The organism is Citrobacter freundii ATCC 8090 = MTCC 1658 = NBRC 12681 (assembly GCF_011064845.1).
Classification (GTDB): domain Bacteria; phylum Pseudomonadota; class Gammaproteobacteria; order Enterobacterales; family Enterobacteriaceae; genus Citrobacter; species Citrobacter freundii.
On sequence record NZ_CP049015.1, the window covers coordinates 2,926,366 to 2,941,966 of the forward strand.

12 protein-coding genes are annotated in these 15,601 nt (G+C 49.5%); 1 reads left to right on the forward strand and 11 read right to left on the reverse strand.

Annotated elements, in window-relative coordinates; all coding sequences use genetic code 11:
- Positions 1-33: 33 nt before the first annotated feature.
- The 7 genes from G4551_RS14225 to flhD all read right to left on the reverse strand — a co-directional run bounded on the left by G4551_RS14225 (position 34) and on the right by flhD (position 9,372).
- Positions 34-3,594, reverse strand: a complete 3,561-nt coding sequence (locus G4551_RS14225; protein WP_003839149.1) for an autotransporter outer membrane beta-barrel domain-containing protein — start codon at positions 3,592-3,594, stop codon at positions 34-36.
- A 352-nt stretch (positions 3,595-3,946) separates the two neighbouring features.
- A complete protein-coding gene (gene cheW / locus G4551_RS14230; RefSeq protein ID WP_003839146.1) occupies positions 3,947-4,450 on the reverse strand; it encodes a chemotaxis protein CheW in 504 nt (167 codons plus the stop codon).
- 20 nt (positions 4,451-4,470) lie between these two features.
- Positions 4,471-6,507, reverse strand: a complete 2,037-nt coding sequence (gene cheA, locus G4551_RS14235) for a chemotaxis protein CheA (protein WP_003034635.1) — start codon at positions 6,505-6,507, stop codon at positions 4,471-4,473.
- Positions 6,508-6,511: 4 nt separating this feature from the next.
- The gene (gene motB / locus G4551_RS14240; RefSeq protein ID WP_003034631.1) at positions 6,512-7,441 is read right to left on the reverse strand and encodes a flagellar motor protein MotB; all 930 of its coding nucleotides are present in this window, start codon (positions 7,439-7,441) and stop codon (positions 6,512-6,514) included.
- Entirely contained in the window at positions 7,438-8,325 is an 888-nt protein-coding gene (gene motA, locus G4551_RS14245) for a flagellar motor stator protein MotA (protein ID WP_003034628.1), read from the reverse strand. The genes motB and motA overlap by 4 nt, the downstream gene beginning before the upstream one ends.
- A gap of 124 nt (positions 8,326-8,449) precedes the next feature.
- Positions 8,450-9,034 carry a flagellar transcriptional regulator FlhC gene (gene flhC, locus G4551_RS14250; protein WP_008785071.1) on the reverse strand — a complete coding sequence of 195 codons (585 nt, stop codon included), beginning with the start codon at positions 9,032-9,034 and terminating at the stop codon, positions 8,450-8,452.
- A complete protein-coding gene (gene flhD, locus G4551_RS14255) occupies positions 9,031-9,372 on the reverse strand; it encodes a flagellar transcriptional regulator FlhD (protein WP_003034622.1) in 342 nt (113 codons plus the stop codon). Before flhD ends, flhC begins: the two co-directional genes overlap by 4 nt.
- 793 nt (positions 9,373-10,165) lie before the next feature.
- Here flhD and uspC point away from each other — a divergent pair.
- Positions 10,166-10,594 (forward strand): universal stress protein UspC, encoded by a 429-nt coding sequence (gene uspC / locus G4551_RS14260; RefSeq protein ID WP_003034619.1) that lies wholly within the window; start codon positions 10,166-10,168, stop codon positions 10,592-10,594.
- Positions 10,595-10,611: 17 nt separating this feature from the next.
- On the opposite strand, the gene otsA is transcribed toward uspC, so the two are convergent.
- The 4 genes from otsA to araG form a co-directional block, all read right to left on the reverse strand.
- Entirely contained in the window at positions 10,612-12,033 is a 1,422-nt protein-coding gene (gene otsA, locus G4551_RS14265) for an alpha,alpha-trehalose-phosphate synthase (RefSeq protein ID WP_003839138.1), read from the reverse strand.
- Entirely contained in the window at positions 12,008-12,811 is an 804-nt protein-coding gene (gene otsB / locus G4551_RS14270) for a trehalose-phosphatase (RefSeq protein WP_003839137.1), read from the reverse strand. The genes otsA and otsB overlap by 26 nt, the downstream gene beginning before the upstream one ends.
- A 175-nt stretch (positions 12,812-12,986) precedes the next feature.
- Positions 12,987-13,973 carry an L-arabinose ABC transporter permease AraH gene (gene araH / locus G4551_RS14275; RefSeq protein ID WP_003034609.1) on the reverse strand — a complete coding sequence of 329 codons (987 nt, stop codon included), beginning with the start codon at positions 13,971-13,973 and terminating at the stop codon, positions 12,987-12,989.
- A gap of 14 nt (positions 13,974-13,987) precedes the next feature.
- Positions 13,988-15,502 (reverse strand): arabinose ABC transporter ATP-binding protein AraG, encoded by a 1,515-nt coding sequence (araG, locus tag G4551_RS14280; RefSeq protein ID WP_003839135.1) that lies wholly within the window; start codon positions 15,500-15,502, stop codon positions 13,988-13,990.
- Positions 15,503-15,601 lie beyond the last annotated feature (99 nt).

Below are 15,601 nucleotides of genomic sequence, written 5' to 3' on the forward strand. Positions count from 1 at the left end.
TTTCAACAACACCTGGATGATAATTTACATCAATTACCAGCTATAACGTACGAGCAAACTACCGTTGAGATCGCCATAGTCATTACGTCCTTTTTGACCCGCCACTTGTCCAGTGATACTCCACTGGCTATTCAAATTCGCCTGGATACCCACTTTCACCTCGGCGCGATCTGCCGGAAGATCCTGCTTCACCTCAGCACCATCAAATGCTACGCCAACATCATCACTGGTGTGTAACCAGTTCACCTCTGCAAACGGCTGGATCACCGACGTCGTATTCTTGTGCAGCTTGCCATCTACCCGCAGTCCGAGGCGCGTGGTCCAGCTGTCCCCGTTTTGTCCATCAATACGCGTTCCATTCTGTGCGACAGCGTCCGCTTTAAATTGCTGCCATGTCGCCTGAGCCTGCGGCGTCAGGCTGACGACATTATAGTTGGCAAGTATGATGTCGTACCGATAGCCCGTTTCCAGAGAGACCGCGCTCGCCGCCGAATCATAATCTGTTGACCCGACATCGCCGTTTTCGACGCTGTTATCGTAGAGCCCGTACTGGTACCAACTGTCCACGTACAGGCCGCTGTGATTTTTCGCATCCGCAAACCAGGTGGCATAAGCGCCAAGATTATAACCGGCTACGTTACCACTGGCAGAGAACCGGCTCCCATCTGCACCACGGTTACCCGTACTGTCCGTGTCGGCGTGAATATAACTCACCATCAGCCCCGCCTTCAGGCTCTGCTCGCCATTATCCCAGCTAAGCACATCACCACCGATTTGCAGTTGCGAATAAGTGTTGTCAATATCCACATGACCGTCTGCAGCTGTTGACGACGCTTCACCCGCTTTAAAGCGCAGCCACATACCGCCGTCACCGGTACGTAATTGACTCCCTTCGCGATCATAAAGGGTCTGCATTTGCAGATTACGCGCCATCCACTGGTTGCCCAGATAAGCGCCAATATCAGCCCGATATTGCGGTTCTACCGGTTTAATATCACCACCATCGTCCGGGTATACCGGCGTGACATCACCGCCATCGTCCGGGTATACCGGCGTAACATCATCGCCATCATCCGGGTCTACCGGCGTAACATCATCGCCATCATCCGGGTCTACCGGCGTAACATCATCGCCATCATCCGGGTCTACCGGTGTAACATCGTCGCCATCATCCGGGTCTATCGGCGGGACAGCCTGCGAACGCAAATACCAGTCACCGCCATCTTCATACAATCGGTATTCATACAAACCTGTCTGCACCTGATTACCCTGAGTAAAAACGCCATCAGACTGACCGCCGACATCAATCACTTCAATACCTTTCGTTGTTAACGCCCCTTCTCCCCCGATATTATTGACATAGAGCGTCGTGCTACCGGAAGTATCACCTGTGATAATCACTTTATCCGTCGGTGAATTGTCATCCCCTAACTGCGTGTTCAGATAAAGATTACTGTTATCACCATGATAATTTCCATTAATCGTCAGCGTCTTGAACTGTCCGTTATGTGAAGGAGTATCAAATACAATATCTCCGGCATTATTTAATTGAGTTAAAGAAGAATCACCGGTAATTGTCCATTGCGTCTGTTCAGCCAGTGAGAGATTCAGCGAAGAGTCTACCGTTGGCTCGGTGTTAACAAACGTCTCCCCCACAAACCGCGAACCAGACGCCATATCCAGTGAAATGCTGCCTTCACCCGCGCTAATGATATTGCCCGTAATATCCATTACACCTGAACCAGTCACGGTCCCGCCGGGTAAGAGATTTCCCGCACTGTCGGTAACAACCGGAACAAAAATAGCGACACCATCCTGGGTTTTAATGGTGGTGTTACCGATCAGCGATATTGCCCCGCCCTGCTGAACCACCGCGCCATAACCATTTTCCCCACTCGCTGTCACATCAATGGTCAGGTTTTCACCATTAATTATTCCCGGACGGTTTAAATTATTACTTCCTATCGCCCAAAGCCCGTAAGGGTTATTTTGCCCACTCATGATAATATCGGTATTCGCGATATTAACCGTTGCGCCGTAGAACTGGGATGACACGCCGTAACCATCGATCGCGTAAATAACATTTCGATTGTCGGCATCCCCTTTAAAATCAAGAGTACTCCCGGAGGCCGCAGCGATACCGCTGGTCGCAGAGCCCAACCTGGCTGAACTTCTGCCGTCAACAACGCTGCCTGCACCAATCATCACATCGCCCCCCTGCGCAATGATGCCCACAGACTGGGCGGTATTGACGATAAGTGCATCCGCGTGGAATTCGCCCCCCGTCACCCAGAGAGTCGTCGCCTCTCCGGCTGCGCTTATGATGCTGTTTTGGCCTAAATCCATAAAACCTGTGTTCATTGATATTGCATTTACCTGAGACCCTGTTACATCAATCGTTAGATTATCAGCAATAAATTCAGAACCTTTTGCCGCGGGGTTTATCGTTACTCCAGCCCCATCATAGAACCCGGTGATTGAGATGGTCGATCCGCTGCCCAAATCAATGCGTGAGCCGGCCTCATTAATAGCGATACCACGCGTGGTACACCCTCCTGTGCGGCAGTCCAGAGTCGTACTGATATTAATATCCATATTATTGGCGATTAACGTAGCATCAGGACCCATAACCGAGATACCTTCAGCAAGATCGGAGGTGCCATTGATAGTTACTCTGCTGTTATTTCCCAAATCAACATGATTATTTTTACCCAACTTTAAACCTGTCACAGAACCATAATCTGTTGCCAGTCCTGTTGCAGTGACAGTGAGTTGATCGGCATCTAATACACCATCAGTACCTATCTCAATACCGGTTACAATATTATTGCCCTCTACAACCACCTGGCTATTTTTACCTAAATCAATTTTAGCATTACCCGTGCTTTGAATCCCCCACGCGGTGTTGTCTTTACTCGTAGCATGGATAAAACCATTATCCATGGTGAAAGTACCACTCCCGCCTAATAAATAAACACCACGGGCATCACCTATCCCACCAATACTATAATCAGTTTCCGTTATGGCTGTAATAGAACTTCCACTACCAAGATCGACGTTACTGTCTTTTCCTATATTTTTAAATCCATAAACATTATTTTTACCCGAAACGTCGATATTAATACCAGATGCTGTTACCTCTGTACCCGGGTTATTAGCTGAGATCAAAATTCCGGTAGTATTTTTACTTGAATTTTGTGTGCCATCCGTATCGGCGACATGAACTTCGGTATTCGTGCCTAAATCATTTTTGGTGCCATTATCCAGTGAAACTCCGGTAGACAGAGTTTCACCAGATACGTTGATAGTTGCTTTTCCTTCAATCTGTAAGCCATCACCGCCTGTCGTGATGCTCTCAACACCCGTGGTATTTGTTTGTCCACTAGCCGTAACGACTTCATTATCACTCAAAATAATTGATGCACCGTTTTGTGGGCCTAACTCTGCAGCATTAACAGCAGCAGTACTTATTAATGTTGCCAGGCCTGTTATTTTGATGCTATTACGCAGTCCATTATTACCGCGGGAAAACTCACCAGCAACCACAAACATATTACGCGCCGTACTCCAGACTATATTATATATAGCATTCATATTTAGTTCCCTCTACGCCAATAGAAAAATCAGGAGGCACAAATTCATTATATATTCATGAACAATATAAATTATCTCAACCAATTAATAATTTATATATTGCACTTGTAGATTATATTACATGCGTCAGCAAACAATAGATACTATAAGGACTCGTCAGTTTTAATTAAAGAAAAAAATACAAATAAACCAAGTAAATGAAATAACAATAAACATTCAAAATTAAAATAAAACAACCATTATTACTTGGTTTCCCTACACACAAAATTAAAAGCAAAACGCCCTCCATATTGTGGAGGGCGTTTAATAACTGCCAGCTAAATATTACAGAGAATGATAATATTGACTACCTTTATGCCATATGCGATGCGGCAATATCCAGCAGCGCCATTTCTTCGCTGTTCAGCAGCTTCTCAATGTTGACCAGGATCAGCATCCGGTCACCCAGCGCACCCAATCCCGTCAAATATTCCGTCGACAGCGTGACCGCAAACTCCGGTGCCGGACGGATTTGATCCGTTGTCAGCGACAGCACATCCGAAACGCCATCCACCACAATCCCAACCACCCGCTGACCCAGGTTCAGCACAATCACCACGGTGTTTTCGTTGTAATCCACATCACTCTGGCTAAATTTCACGCGCAGGTCGACGATAGGCACAATCACACCACGCAGGTTCGTGACGCCTTTGATAAATGCAGGCGTGTTAGCGATGCGCGTCACCTGATCATAACCACGGATTTCCTGCACTTTCAGGATATCGATACCGTACTCTTCATCCCCCAGCGTAAACACGAGGAATTCCTGACCTGACGGTTCGCCGGCCAGTTTAGTTACATTACTCATACCGGTCATATTATTCCCTTCTCACTCAATCAGGCGGCTGTGATCGCCACACGTTGTTCGCGGTTTAATCCCTGCAATGCAGAGACATCGACAATCAGCGCGACGCTGCCGTCGCCGAGGATCGTTGCTGCAGAAATACCTGGCACTTTGCGGTAGTTGCTTTCCAGGTTTTTGACCACTACCTGGTGTTGACCAATTAACTGATCGACCAGCAGCGCATAGCGACGCCCTGCACTTTGTAAAATAACCACAATGCCCTGAGTCGCTTCAGTTTTAGCGCCTTCAACCTCAAAGACTTTCCACAACTCAACCAACGGTAAATATTCGCCACGCACTTCCAGAACGCGTTCGCCTCCGGCCAACGGATGGAGATCTTCTTCGCGCGGTTGCAGCGATTCCATAACGGCATTTAGTGGCAGAATGAAGACCTCATCCGCCACGCGCACGGACATCCCGTCGAGGATCGCCAGCGTCAGCGGCAGCAGAATGCGAATAGTGGTCCCCTGTCCCTGTTTGGACTGGATCTCAACATGGCCGCCCATCTCCTGGATATTTCGCTTCACCACATCCATACCCACGCCGCGTCCGGAGACATCCGTCACCTGTTCGGCGGTCGAAAAGCCTGGAGCGAAGATCAACATACCCACTTCGTCATCGCTCATATTTTCGTGGATCGGCATGCCCTGGGAGATAGCTTTGGCCAGGATACGTTCGCGGTTCAGGCCAGCGCCATCGTCGGTCACTTCAATACAAATATTCCCACCCTGGTGCTCCGCGGAAAGCGTCAGATTGCCGATTGGGCTTTTGCCGGATTCAAGGCGTTTTTCCGGCAGTTCGATACCATGGTCGAGGCTGTTACGCACCAGGTGCGTCAACGGATCGATGATGCGTTCAATCAGGCTCTTATCGAGTTCGGTTGAGCTACCTACCTGCGTCAGCTCGACCTGTTTACCCAGCTTACCGGCCAGATCGCGCACCAAACGAGGGAAACGACTGAACACATACTCCATTGGCATCATACGAATCGACATCACCGACTCTTGCAAATCGCGGGCGTTACGTTGTAACTGACCCATGCTGGTGATGAGATCGCCATGATTGACGGGATCCAGTTCGTTAGATCGCTGAGCCAGCATCGACTGGGTGATGACCAACTCACCGACCAGGTTAATAAGCTGATCGACCTTCTCAACCGCTACGCGGATGCTGGTCGACTCGCTGGCGCGGGCTGGTTTTTCACGCTCCGCGCGCCCATGTGGCGCTTCACTGGCGGCGGCTTTCACCGCTGGCGCAACGGCAACTGGTTGCGGCTTCGCGACAACGGCTACCTCTTCAGTTTCTACAGTCGCGGGCGCTGCGCTGACGGTTTCGAATTCAATTTGGTCAGCTTCAATGACAAAGCAGAGTACTGCAATGATGTCATCTTCTGCGAGGTTGCCATCAAGCGTAGCTGACAGCGTGTCGCTTCCTTTTACCACATCGGTTAAGGTCGCCAGATTCCCCAGTTCCTCTTCCAGCAAATCCACTTCGCTGGCTTTCAGACGCGAGAGAGTAATGCGTTTTTTGCTCTCTTCACTGGCGAGTTCAGGCTTTGCAACCGCCTCTTCCTGCATCGCGGTGCTATCAACAACGCTCAGTTTTGCTGAGTTGACAACTGACGGTGCGGTTTCACCTTTCGCTTCGAGCGCTAACTGCCGTAACGCCTGGCAAATGTACTCAAAACTGTCGGCATCAGGCTCCACTGAGCTTTTATAGGCGTCGAGCTGTTCCTGCATAATATCTTTCGTTTCCAAAAACAGGTTGATAATGTCGGCATTGAGCTGCATCTCGCCACGCCGCGCTTCATCCAGCAGGTTTTCCATCAGATGGGTCGTTTCCTGCAAAATGGTAAAGCCGAAGGTGCCCGCCCCGCCTTTAATCGAGTGCGCTGCACGAAAAATGGCATTCAGCTGTTCGGAGTCCGGGGCTTCAGGAACCAAATCAAGAAGGTGTTGCTCCATATCAGCCAACAGTTCGTCAGCTTCATCAAAAAATGTCTGATAAAAATCGCTAATATCCATGCTCACGCTATCACCTCGGATTGGCTGGTGGCGATGTGGGAACGCTTACCGGCGGGAGTTCCGCTGGCCGTTGTAAGACACTTACCGGCTCATTCTGGCTTTCAGCGTTTTCATGCAAAATGGCCTCTTCTGCCTGCTTATTGAGAACCAGCAGGCTAATACGGCGGTTGATAGCGTCTTCAGGACCGCGATCGCTCAGACGCATCGTGGCGGCCATACCTACCACACGTAATACTTTTCCATCATCCAGACCGCCGCTAACCAGCTCGCGACGCGATGCATTTGCGCGATCGGCAGACAATTCCCAGTTGCTGTATCCTTTCTCACCATTCGCGTAAGGATAATCATCCGTGTGACCGGAAAGGCTGATCCGGTTAGGGATCCCGTTGAGCACTGGTGCAATCGCGCGCAGGATATCGCGCATGTACGGCTCAACTTCAGCACTACCGGTCTTAAACATTGGGCGATTCTGACTGTCGATAATCTGTATCCGCAGCCCTTCCTGAACTAAATCAATCTTTAAATGCGGACGCAGCGCTCGCAGTTTGGGATCGGATTCAATCAGTTGATCGAGATCGCCACGAAGTTTGCTCAAGCGGCTCTGTTCCATACGTTTTCTCAGGTCATCAATATTCGGCTGCTTGTTCACCTCACCCTGCTGCTGGGTGTAATCATCCCCGCCGCCTGGAATCGGGCTTTGGCTATTCGAAATACGATTTCCCCCGGTCACCGCGGTGGCCAGCGGTGTACGGAAATATTCGGCAATCTGGATCAATTCTTTAGGGCTGGAAATAGAAATGAGCCACATCACCAGAAAGAAAGCCATCATCGCGGTCATAAAATCGGCGTAGGCGATTTTCCACGAGCCATGCGCCCCACCACCGTGATTCTTATGTTTGCGTCGCTTTACAACGATAATGGGATGGGCCTGATTTTTCATGCGTCCTCGGTCGTCTGTTGCGCAGTTGGATTTCTCACCGCACGAACATGTTCTTCCAGTTCGATAAACGAAGGACGTTCGCTGGAGTACAGAGTCTTACGACCAAATTCAACGGCAATCGGCGGCGCGTAGCCATTCAGATTGGAGAGCAGCGTTATCTTCACGCACTGCATCATTTTGGTTGTTTCAGCGCTTTTCTGGCGCAGAACGCTGGCAAGCGGAGAAATAAATCCATAGGCCAGCAAAATACCGAGGAATGTTCCCACCATCGCATGCGCAATCAACGCCCCCAGCTCTGCTGCCGGGCGATCGGCAGAAGCCAGTGCATGCACAACCCCCATAACGGCCGCGACGATCCCGAATGCCGGCAGTGAGTCGCCGACCATCGCCAGACTATTCGCCGGAACTTCGGCCTCACTCTCATGAGTCTCAATTTCTTCGTCCATCAGCGCTTCAATTTCGAACGTATTCATATTGCCGCTGATAATCAGGCGCAGATAATCGACAATAAAATCAAGCATTACGGCATCGGCAAGAATGCGCGGATAGCTGGCGAAGATTTCACTTTCTTTGGGGTTTTCGATGTCGCGCTCAAGCGAGAACATGCCCTGTTGACGTGACTTGGCCATCAGGCGATACAGGAGCGCCAGCAGATCCATATACATCGCTTTGGTGTATTTCGAACGACGGAAAAGCAGCGGGATCGCTTTCATCGTCCCTTTGATGGCTTTCCCGTTATTACCGACGATGAATGCCCCAATACCCGCGCCACCGATAATCACCAGCTCAGCCGGTTGATAGAGTGCCCCAAGGTGTCCGCCGGTCATCATGTAACCGCCGAAAACTGTACCAATAACAACCAGGTAACCTAATAAGATAAGCACGACATCATCCTTTCGCAATTGACTATGACAGGATGCGCAGTCGGGCAATTAACGTAAGGTCAGGACAAAAAAAAGCAGCGGTAATCGCTTACCGCTGCTGGAGTGTTCATCCACACCGTATCAGTTAAACAGCCTGTTCGATCTGTTCATCCAGCAGTTGTGGAATAATATCGGCAGCATTCTGGGAAAGTTTACGTCTTTTTACGGCCCTTGATGGCGGCTGGCATAAACTACAGGCAAAGCTGCCTGCGGGTTGGTGTGCATGGGTGATAAAATTCCCACCGCAGCAATTGCATTGGGACAACTCCAGCAATCCGCTGTCGACAAATCGTACCAGCGTCCACGCGCGAGTTAACGCCAGCAATGGCCCTTCTTCAGGCTGCGGACACTGCTCAAGATATAACCGATACGCCTTAATCACGGCATCCACGCCGCTACAGAGACCCGTTTTGAGCAGGAATTGCCATGCATTGCAAAACATCGACGCATGAATATTTTGTTCCCACGTCATAAACCAGTCGGTGGAAAACGGGAGCATCCCTTTTGGCGGAGGACTACCGCGTAATTCTTTGTACAGCTTGATTAATCGACCACGGCTTAATTGCGTTTCGCTTTCCAGCATTTGCAAACGGGCGCCCAATGTGATTAATTCCATTGCCAACTGGATATCACGCGCTTCCTGAACAATGCTTTTTTCGCTCATCATCAAGCCCTTTTCTTACGTGCTGCATCATCGATGTCGCTTAACAGGCGTGTTGAAAGCATGATACCAGTATGAATTTGCTGAAGATCGTCAACGCGGGAGTCTTGCGTCAGGCGAGTAACAGTCTGGTGATCGTCGAAACGGAAATGACATACCAGTTGGTTTGTTTCGGCCAGTTTGACCATTTGAGGAAGTGTTAATGTTGCCAACGTGTCCGCCATTTCCTCGCTGATACCAAGGCGAAACATCGCAGATGCTTTGTCCTGAACGATCAAACGCTGTGCAAGCAATAAATATGACAAATTGATGTCATAAATGTGTTTCAGCAACTCGGATGTATGCATTATTTGCATCCATAATAACCAACATTGTTTTCATGCGGTAAAACCGCACCCCGTGATGTCGCCGGGAAGGCCCGGTAAAAAAAAGCAAAAGGTCAAATACATAGCAACGTAACGACACTTACGCGTCGTCTAAACATTCCCTTTTAAGAAGGCAGCGTCCCTTACAAGCTCACATCAATTCTTACAAATGTCTAAGATTTTTCCTAATTCGACGCAACTCTACCCGCCGTCAGTTACACATACAACGGAGCTATGCTGCGAATTTAAAGAATATGTGATCAAGATCACATAAACCAGCCAAACACTTAACATAAATCCATCAGCGTGGCTTTTACTTTGTTTATTTCTTAACCTTCCATTATCCATTTCGATTCCTGATGTACGAATATTCTTGCAATAAAAGCAAATAGTATTATGTTCACGACCGTTAATATCACGCCATGAAATAGCGAGCTGGATCACATATTTAACTCAAAAAACTTTTTTAATTAAATACTTTATAAACAATGACTTAAATATTTAGAGCGATTAATTAATACCGCGATGTGACGACCTTGCAAATGTTAATGTATGTTTATTTTTTATTAACACATTGTTTTCATTAGCCGTGGGTTTTACTTAAGTTACCTGAACATATCTGCAACCAATATGAATCGATTATTCTATTTATAAGAATAATTAATGAATAATCATGATGACATTCACACTATGAAGGAAGGAAACGTTGCAGTATGGAGTAAGCTGAGTAAAGCTGAAAAGCCCTCTCATAATTCTTGAAAAAAAGGAGCGAGTTATGAGCTATTCGCACATTCTTGTTGCTGTTGCCGCCACCCCTGAAAGTCAGCAGTTGTTAGACAAGGCGGTTTCTATCGCTCGCCCTGTCAACGCCCGAATTAGCCTGATTACACTGGTCTCAGACCCCGAACTGTATAACCAGTTTGCTGCCCCCATGCTGGAAGACCTGCGTGAAGTCATGCAGGAAGAAACTCAGGATTTTATCGACAAACTTAGCAAAGAAGCAGAATACCCCATTGAGCATACCTTTATTACCTATGGGGCTCTGAATGAACATATCCTGGATGTATGCCGCAAATACGCTATTGATCTGGTCATTTACGGCAACCATAACCACAGTTTTTTTTCACGCGCTTCCTGTTCCGCGAAAAGCGTGATTCATACCAGCCAGGTGGACGTTCTTCTGGTTCCGCTAGCCGGAGATTAATACACAGCGCCAGGACTTCATGCGAGTTTAGAACAGGATGAAATATTGTCTGGCAGTTGGCATTGACTCCGACGCGGCGTGACTGCTTTAAGATCACTAATGAACGTCGCCTGCCAGTTGTCGATATCGTTTTTAACGATAGTCTCAAGCATTTCAGCGTGGCGCGAGATGCGTTCGGTAAGTGGCATCGTCAGCGCCTGGTTTAATGCGCCTGCCACTTCATCCCGGTCATAAGGATTAACAATAAGCGCAGAGGTTAGCTCATTCGCCGCCCCGGCAAATTGCGATAAAACCAGCACGCCAGGGTTAGCAGGATCCTGTGCGGCCACAAACTCTTTCGCCACCAGGTTCATACCATCGCGCAACGGGGTCACCAATCCTACGTCAGAGTAGCGGAAGATCTTCATCAGCAATTTACGATCAAAATACTGGTTCAGATAGTAAAGCGGCGTCCAGCCCAGTTGCCCATATTTGCCGTTGATTCGCCCTGCTTCTGTTTCCAGTTGGTGGCGAATATCCTGATAGGCCTGCACCTCTTCACGCGAGGTCGGCGCTATCTGCGTATAGCGAATTTTACCGTGGTGCTGCGGATAATGTTCCAGTAAGGCCTCGTAGGCCTGAAAGCGCTCCGGCAAGCCTTTGGAGTAATCCAGACGCTCCACGGAGAAAATATTCTGCACATTTTTAAGCTCCGCTTTTAGCTGCGCCAGTTTTGGCGGCAGCGGCCCGGACGCCTGTCGTGCAATCTCATCAGGTTCGATACCGATGGGATAGACCTGAGTGCGAAACGCTTTTCCCCATGCCAGGTGTTGCTTATCTTTATGCGTGGACACCCGAGTCTGGGCTGCGAGACAGTCCAGAAAAGCCTGGCGATCGTTTTCGGTCTGGAAACCAAGCAAATCAAAATCACACATTTGCTCAAGTAGCGCCAGATGTGGAGGGAGCGCATTAAAAATTTCCGGCGTCGGAAAAGGAATATGCAGGAAAAAACCGATGCGGTTATTCACACCGCGCTTACGTAACTCGCAGGCAAACGGCAACAGATGGTAATCATGAATCCAGATGATGTCGTCATCGCCAAGCAGCGGCAGAAGTTTATCTACCAGTAAGGCATTAACCCGTTGGTAGCCTTCCCAGGCAGAGCGCTGAAACTGAACTAAATCCAGTCGATAGTGAAATGCGGGCCATAAAACCGCATTTGAAAACTGGCAGTAATACTCTTCGTAATCTTGCTCACTCAAATTAAACGAGGCCCAGGTGATATTGCCACGCGTGACTTTTTTTAACGGTTTATCCTCATTACCTGTATCACCACTCCAGCCAAACCACAGACCACCAGCAGCTTTTAACGCGCCCAGTACACCGACCGCGAGCCCACCCGCGCTCCCTTTGTCATCTGGTGAGGCGATACGATTAGATACTACGACTAAACGACTCATAGCCACCTCTTCTGTTATTCGTTGCTTTCGATTCTTGCTGCGAAGAGTTAATTTGCTCCAGCCAGCGCCAGACATCCCTGACACCATCCAGACGCCATGTCGCCTGCGTCGGCCCGATCCCCACCTTCACGGAAATACCGCCAGCGCGGTTAACCACAGCAAATCCTGTTTCATCTGTCAGATCATCACCGAAAAACACAGGGATCCGGCCAGCAAAAGGCGCTTCCTGCATAAATGCAGCTATCGCGTCGCCTTTATTGCTGCCCTTAGGCTTTATTTCCACGACACATTTTCCGTGCTGCAGAGCAAGCTGCGGCCATCTGCGCGTGATGCGTTCAGCCAGGGTAATCAGCGCAGCTTCGTGTTCGGGTGCCTGGCGATAGTGCAACGCGAAAGCCATGCCTTTGGTTTCCAGCGTTGTCCCCGGTAACGTCACTAACGCTGCGTGTAATAAAGCCCCAGCTTCACGCTCGATACCTTCAGGCAGGTGTACTATGTGCGTTTGACCATTGATGTCACGGCGTTCTGCCCCATGCACTCCGGCAAGCGGAAAACGAAACGGAGTAGTGAGTGCGTCAAGCTCAACCATTGAGCGCCCTGAAATCAATGCCAGCGCATCCGCATTATGCGTCGCTAACTGATGTAAACATTGCAGGATTGCCTTAGGGACAACGACCTGGTCGGGAAAGGGTTTAATCTCAGCAAGTGTCCCATCGAGATCAAAAAAGTAAGAACAGTTTACAGATTGTTCAGGGGGTAAGATCAGTGATGCTGTCACCCGGTTATCCTCCTCATCATGGTCAGAACGCCACGCGGATCGCGGCGTATAGATGATGTATGACGGATATAAGTATAGACAGTGTGACCATGCTCGCCATTTGGAAAAACAATCGCCAGCCGGGTAGCGGCTGGCGACGGGCAGAAGCTAGACTAAAAAGTTAGGGTTTAAATCATCAAACGGTACGCTTCGCTTTTTGCTTGTAACGGTCGAAGATCACCGCCGCCAGCAGGATGAGGCCACGTACCACATACTGCGCGAACGGAGAGATATTCAGCAGGTTCATCGCATTCTCAACCGTACCCAGGATCAACACCCCGGCCACCACATATGAGATTTTTCCGATGCCACCTTTAAGCGAAACGCCCCCTAACACGCAGGCTGAAATCACGATCAACTCATAACCGATTGAGGTCATTGGTTGGCCGCTGGTCATACGCGATGCGAGGATAATCCCGGCAATGGCGGATACCAGACCGGAAAGAATAAAGATAATAATCTTGGTACGAACAACCGGAACCCCTGCCAGGCGCGCCGCCTCTTCATTGCCCCCAATGGCCAGCGTATTACGACCAAACGTGGTTTTGTTCAGCAGTAAACCAAAGACAATGAAACAAACGACAGTGATCCAGATAGGCGCAGGCAGACCAAACCAGTTAGCATAACCGAGTGTAAAGAAACGCTCGTCTTCAATCCCGACTGCCTTACCGTCGGAGATAATATAAGCCAGACCACGTACAATCTGCATCGTCGCAAGAGTAGTGATCAGGGCGTTAATTTTTAACCGCGCAATCACGAACCCATTCACCAGGCCACACAGAATACCGAGCAGCAGTCCGGCAGCCACGCCAATCCACAAACTTTCAGTCATGTTAATGACTACGGCAGTGGTAACACCAGCACAAGCAATCACAGATGCGACAGACAGGTCGAAATCACCGGATGCCAGACAAAACAGCATCCCACACGCGACCATACCCGACATTGATACTGCCAGCCCCAGTCCCTTCATATTGATGAAGGTGGCAAAGTTTGGCACAAACAGGGAACAAACGAGGAACAGCACGGCGAACACCACCAGCATACCGTATTGATCCCAAATGCGGCCCAGATTTAGCGCCGACTTCGCTGCGCCAGAACCCGATGTAGAAACGGAAGACATCATACTCTCCTTATTCAGGCTACAGCCTGGCTGACTTTAGGCATAGCAAGGCTCAACGCCTGGCGCTCATCCGCCTGTTCATGAAGTAACTCACCGGCAATTTCGCCTTCTCTCATCACCACAATACGGTCGGCGACACCGAGCACTTCTGGCAGGTCACTGGAAGCAAACAATACGGCCACACCGCGCGCTGCGAGGGCATAAATCACGTTGTAAATTTCATGCTTGGCGCCTACATCAATACCGCGTGTAGGCTCATCCAACAAAATCACCTTCATCTCTTCCGATAACCAACGACCGAGGATAGCCTTCTGTTGATTACCACCGGAGAGATTCATGATCAGTTGCTCTGCACCCGGTGTTTTGATGTTGAGTGAACGAATATGGTGATCGGCATTGGTCTCTTCCCAGCCGTTGTTGATCACGCATCCCCCCAGAACATGCTTACGTCGTGCACTAATGTTGATGTTGTTGCGCACTGAATGGACCGGAATGATCCCTTCGGCTTTGCGATCCTCCGGGCACAGCATCATCCCGGCTTCAATGGCATGGCTTGGTTTACGGATATCGATAGGCTGTTCATCAATAAATACCTGGCCCGCCGTGATACGCGTACCACCGAACAGTCCTTTCATTAATTCGCTACGTCCGGCCCCCACCAGGCCAAACAGCCCGACAATTTCACCGCTTCGCACGGATAAACTGATTGGCGTACGCACGCCCGGGGCTTTTACCTCATGCAACCGCAGACGCTCTGTGCCATACGGTCTGGATTTCCAGCCATAGATATCCCCGAGGTCGCGTCCGACCATCGCCTGCACCAGCGCGTCGTGATCGACCTGCTGCATATCCGTGAACGTTTTGACGTAATGACCATCTTTAAACACAGTGATGGCATCGCTGAGGGCAAAAATCTCCTCCATACGGTGCGAAACGTACAGAATGATGCGTCCTTCGTTGCGCAGCTCACGGATGACACGAAACAGATTCTCAATCTCGCGAGCCGACAGGGAGCTGGTTGGTTCATCAAAGGCGATAATTTTGGCATTTCGCGCCAGCGCTTTTGCAATCTCTACCATCTGCCACTGACCAATGGAGAGGTATTTCAATGGAGTATCGGGATCGATATCCATTCCCAGATGCTTCAGCTGGATTCCTGCTTCATAGTTCAGCAGCGAGCGGTTCACAATCCCGCCTTTGTGCGGTAACTGCCCTAAATAAATATTCTCGGCAACGGTCATTTCCGGGACGAGATGCAGTTCCTGATAAATAATGGCTACGCCGGCGTTGAGCGCGGCAGTGGTATCCGCGAAGGAAACTTCCTGTCCGCGGATCGTCAATGATCCCGTTGTTGGCGCATAGTTACCGCTGAGAATTTTTAAGAGTGTTGATTTCCCGGCGCCATTTTCGCCCATCAGCGCATGCACCTGTCCGGCATAGCAGTCGAAACTGATATCCGTCAGCGCCTTAACGCCTGGGAACGTTTTGCCAATGCCGCGAAATGAGAGATACGGGGTAGACTGTTGCATAACGTCTCCGTGTGTCAGATCTTTATGCCGGAGGGGGGCTTTGCCTCATCCGGTCTTCTGAGGACGCAATTCGTAGGCCGGATAAGACGCGTTGACGTC

Bases quoted from the DNA above. Each gene is read 5' to 3' on its own strand.
- G4551_RS14225 (WP_003839149.1), bottom strand. From the start codon at position 3,594: ATGAATGCTATATATAATATAGTCTGGAGTACGGCGCGTAATATGTTT.
- cheW (WP_003839146.1), bottom strand. From the start codon at position 4,450: ATGACCGGTATGAGTAATGTAACTAAACTGGCCGGCGAACCGTCAGGT.
- motB (WP_003034631.1), bottom strand. From the start codon at position 7,441: ATGAAAAATCAGGCCCATCCCATTATCGTTGTAAAGCGACGCAAACAT.
- flhD (WP_003034622.1), bottom strand. From the start codon at position 9,372: ATGCATACATCCGAGTTGCTGAAACACATTTATGACATCAATTTGTCA.
- uspC (WP_003034619.1), top strand. From the start codon at position 10,166: ATGAGCTATTCGCACATTCTTGTTGCTGTTGCCGCCACCCCTGAAAGT.
- otsA (WP_003839138.1), bottom strand. From the start codon at position 12,033: ATGAGTCGTTTAGTCGTAGTATCTAATCGTATCGCCTCACCAGATGAC.
- araH (WP_003034609.1), bottom strand. From the start codon at position 13,973: ATGTCTTCCGTTTCTACATCGGGTTCTGGCGCAGCGAAGTCGGCGCTA.
- araG (WP_003839135.1), bottom strand. From the start codon at position 15,502: ATGCAACAGTCTACCCCGTATCTCTCATTTCGCGGCATTGGCAAAACG.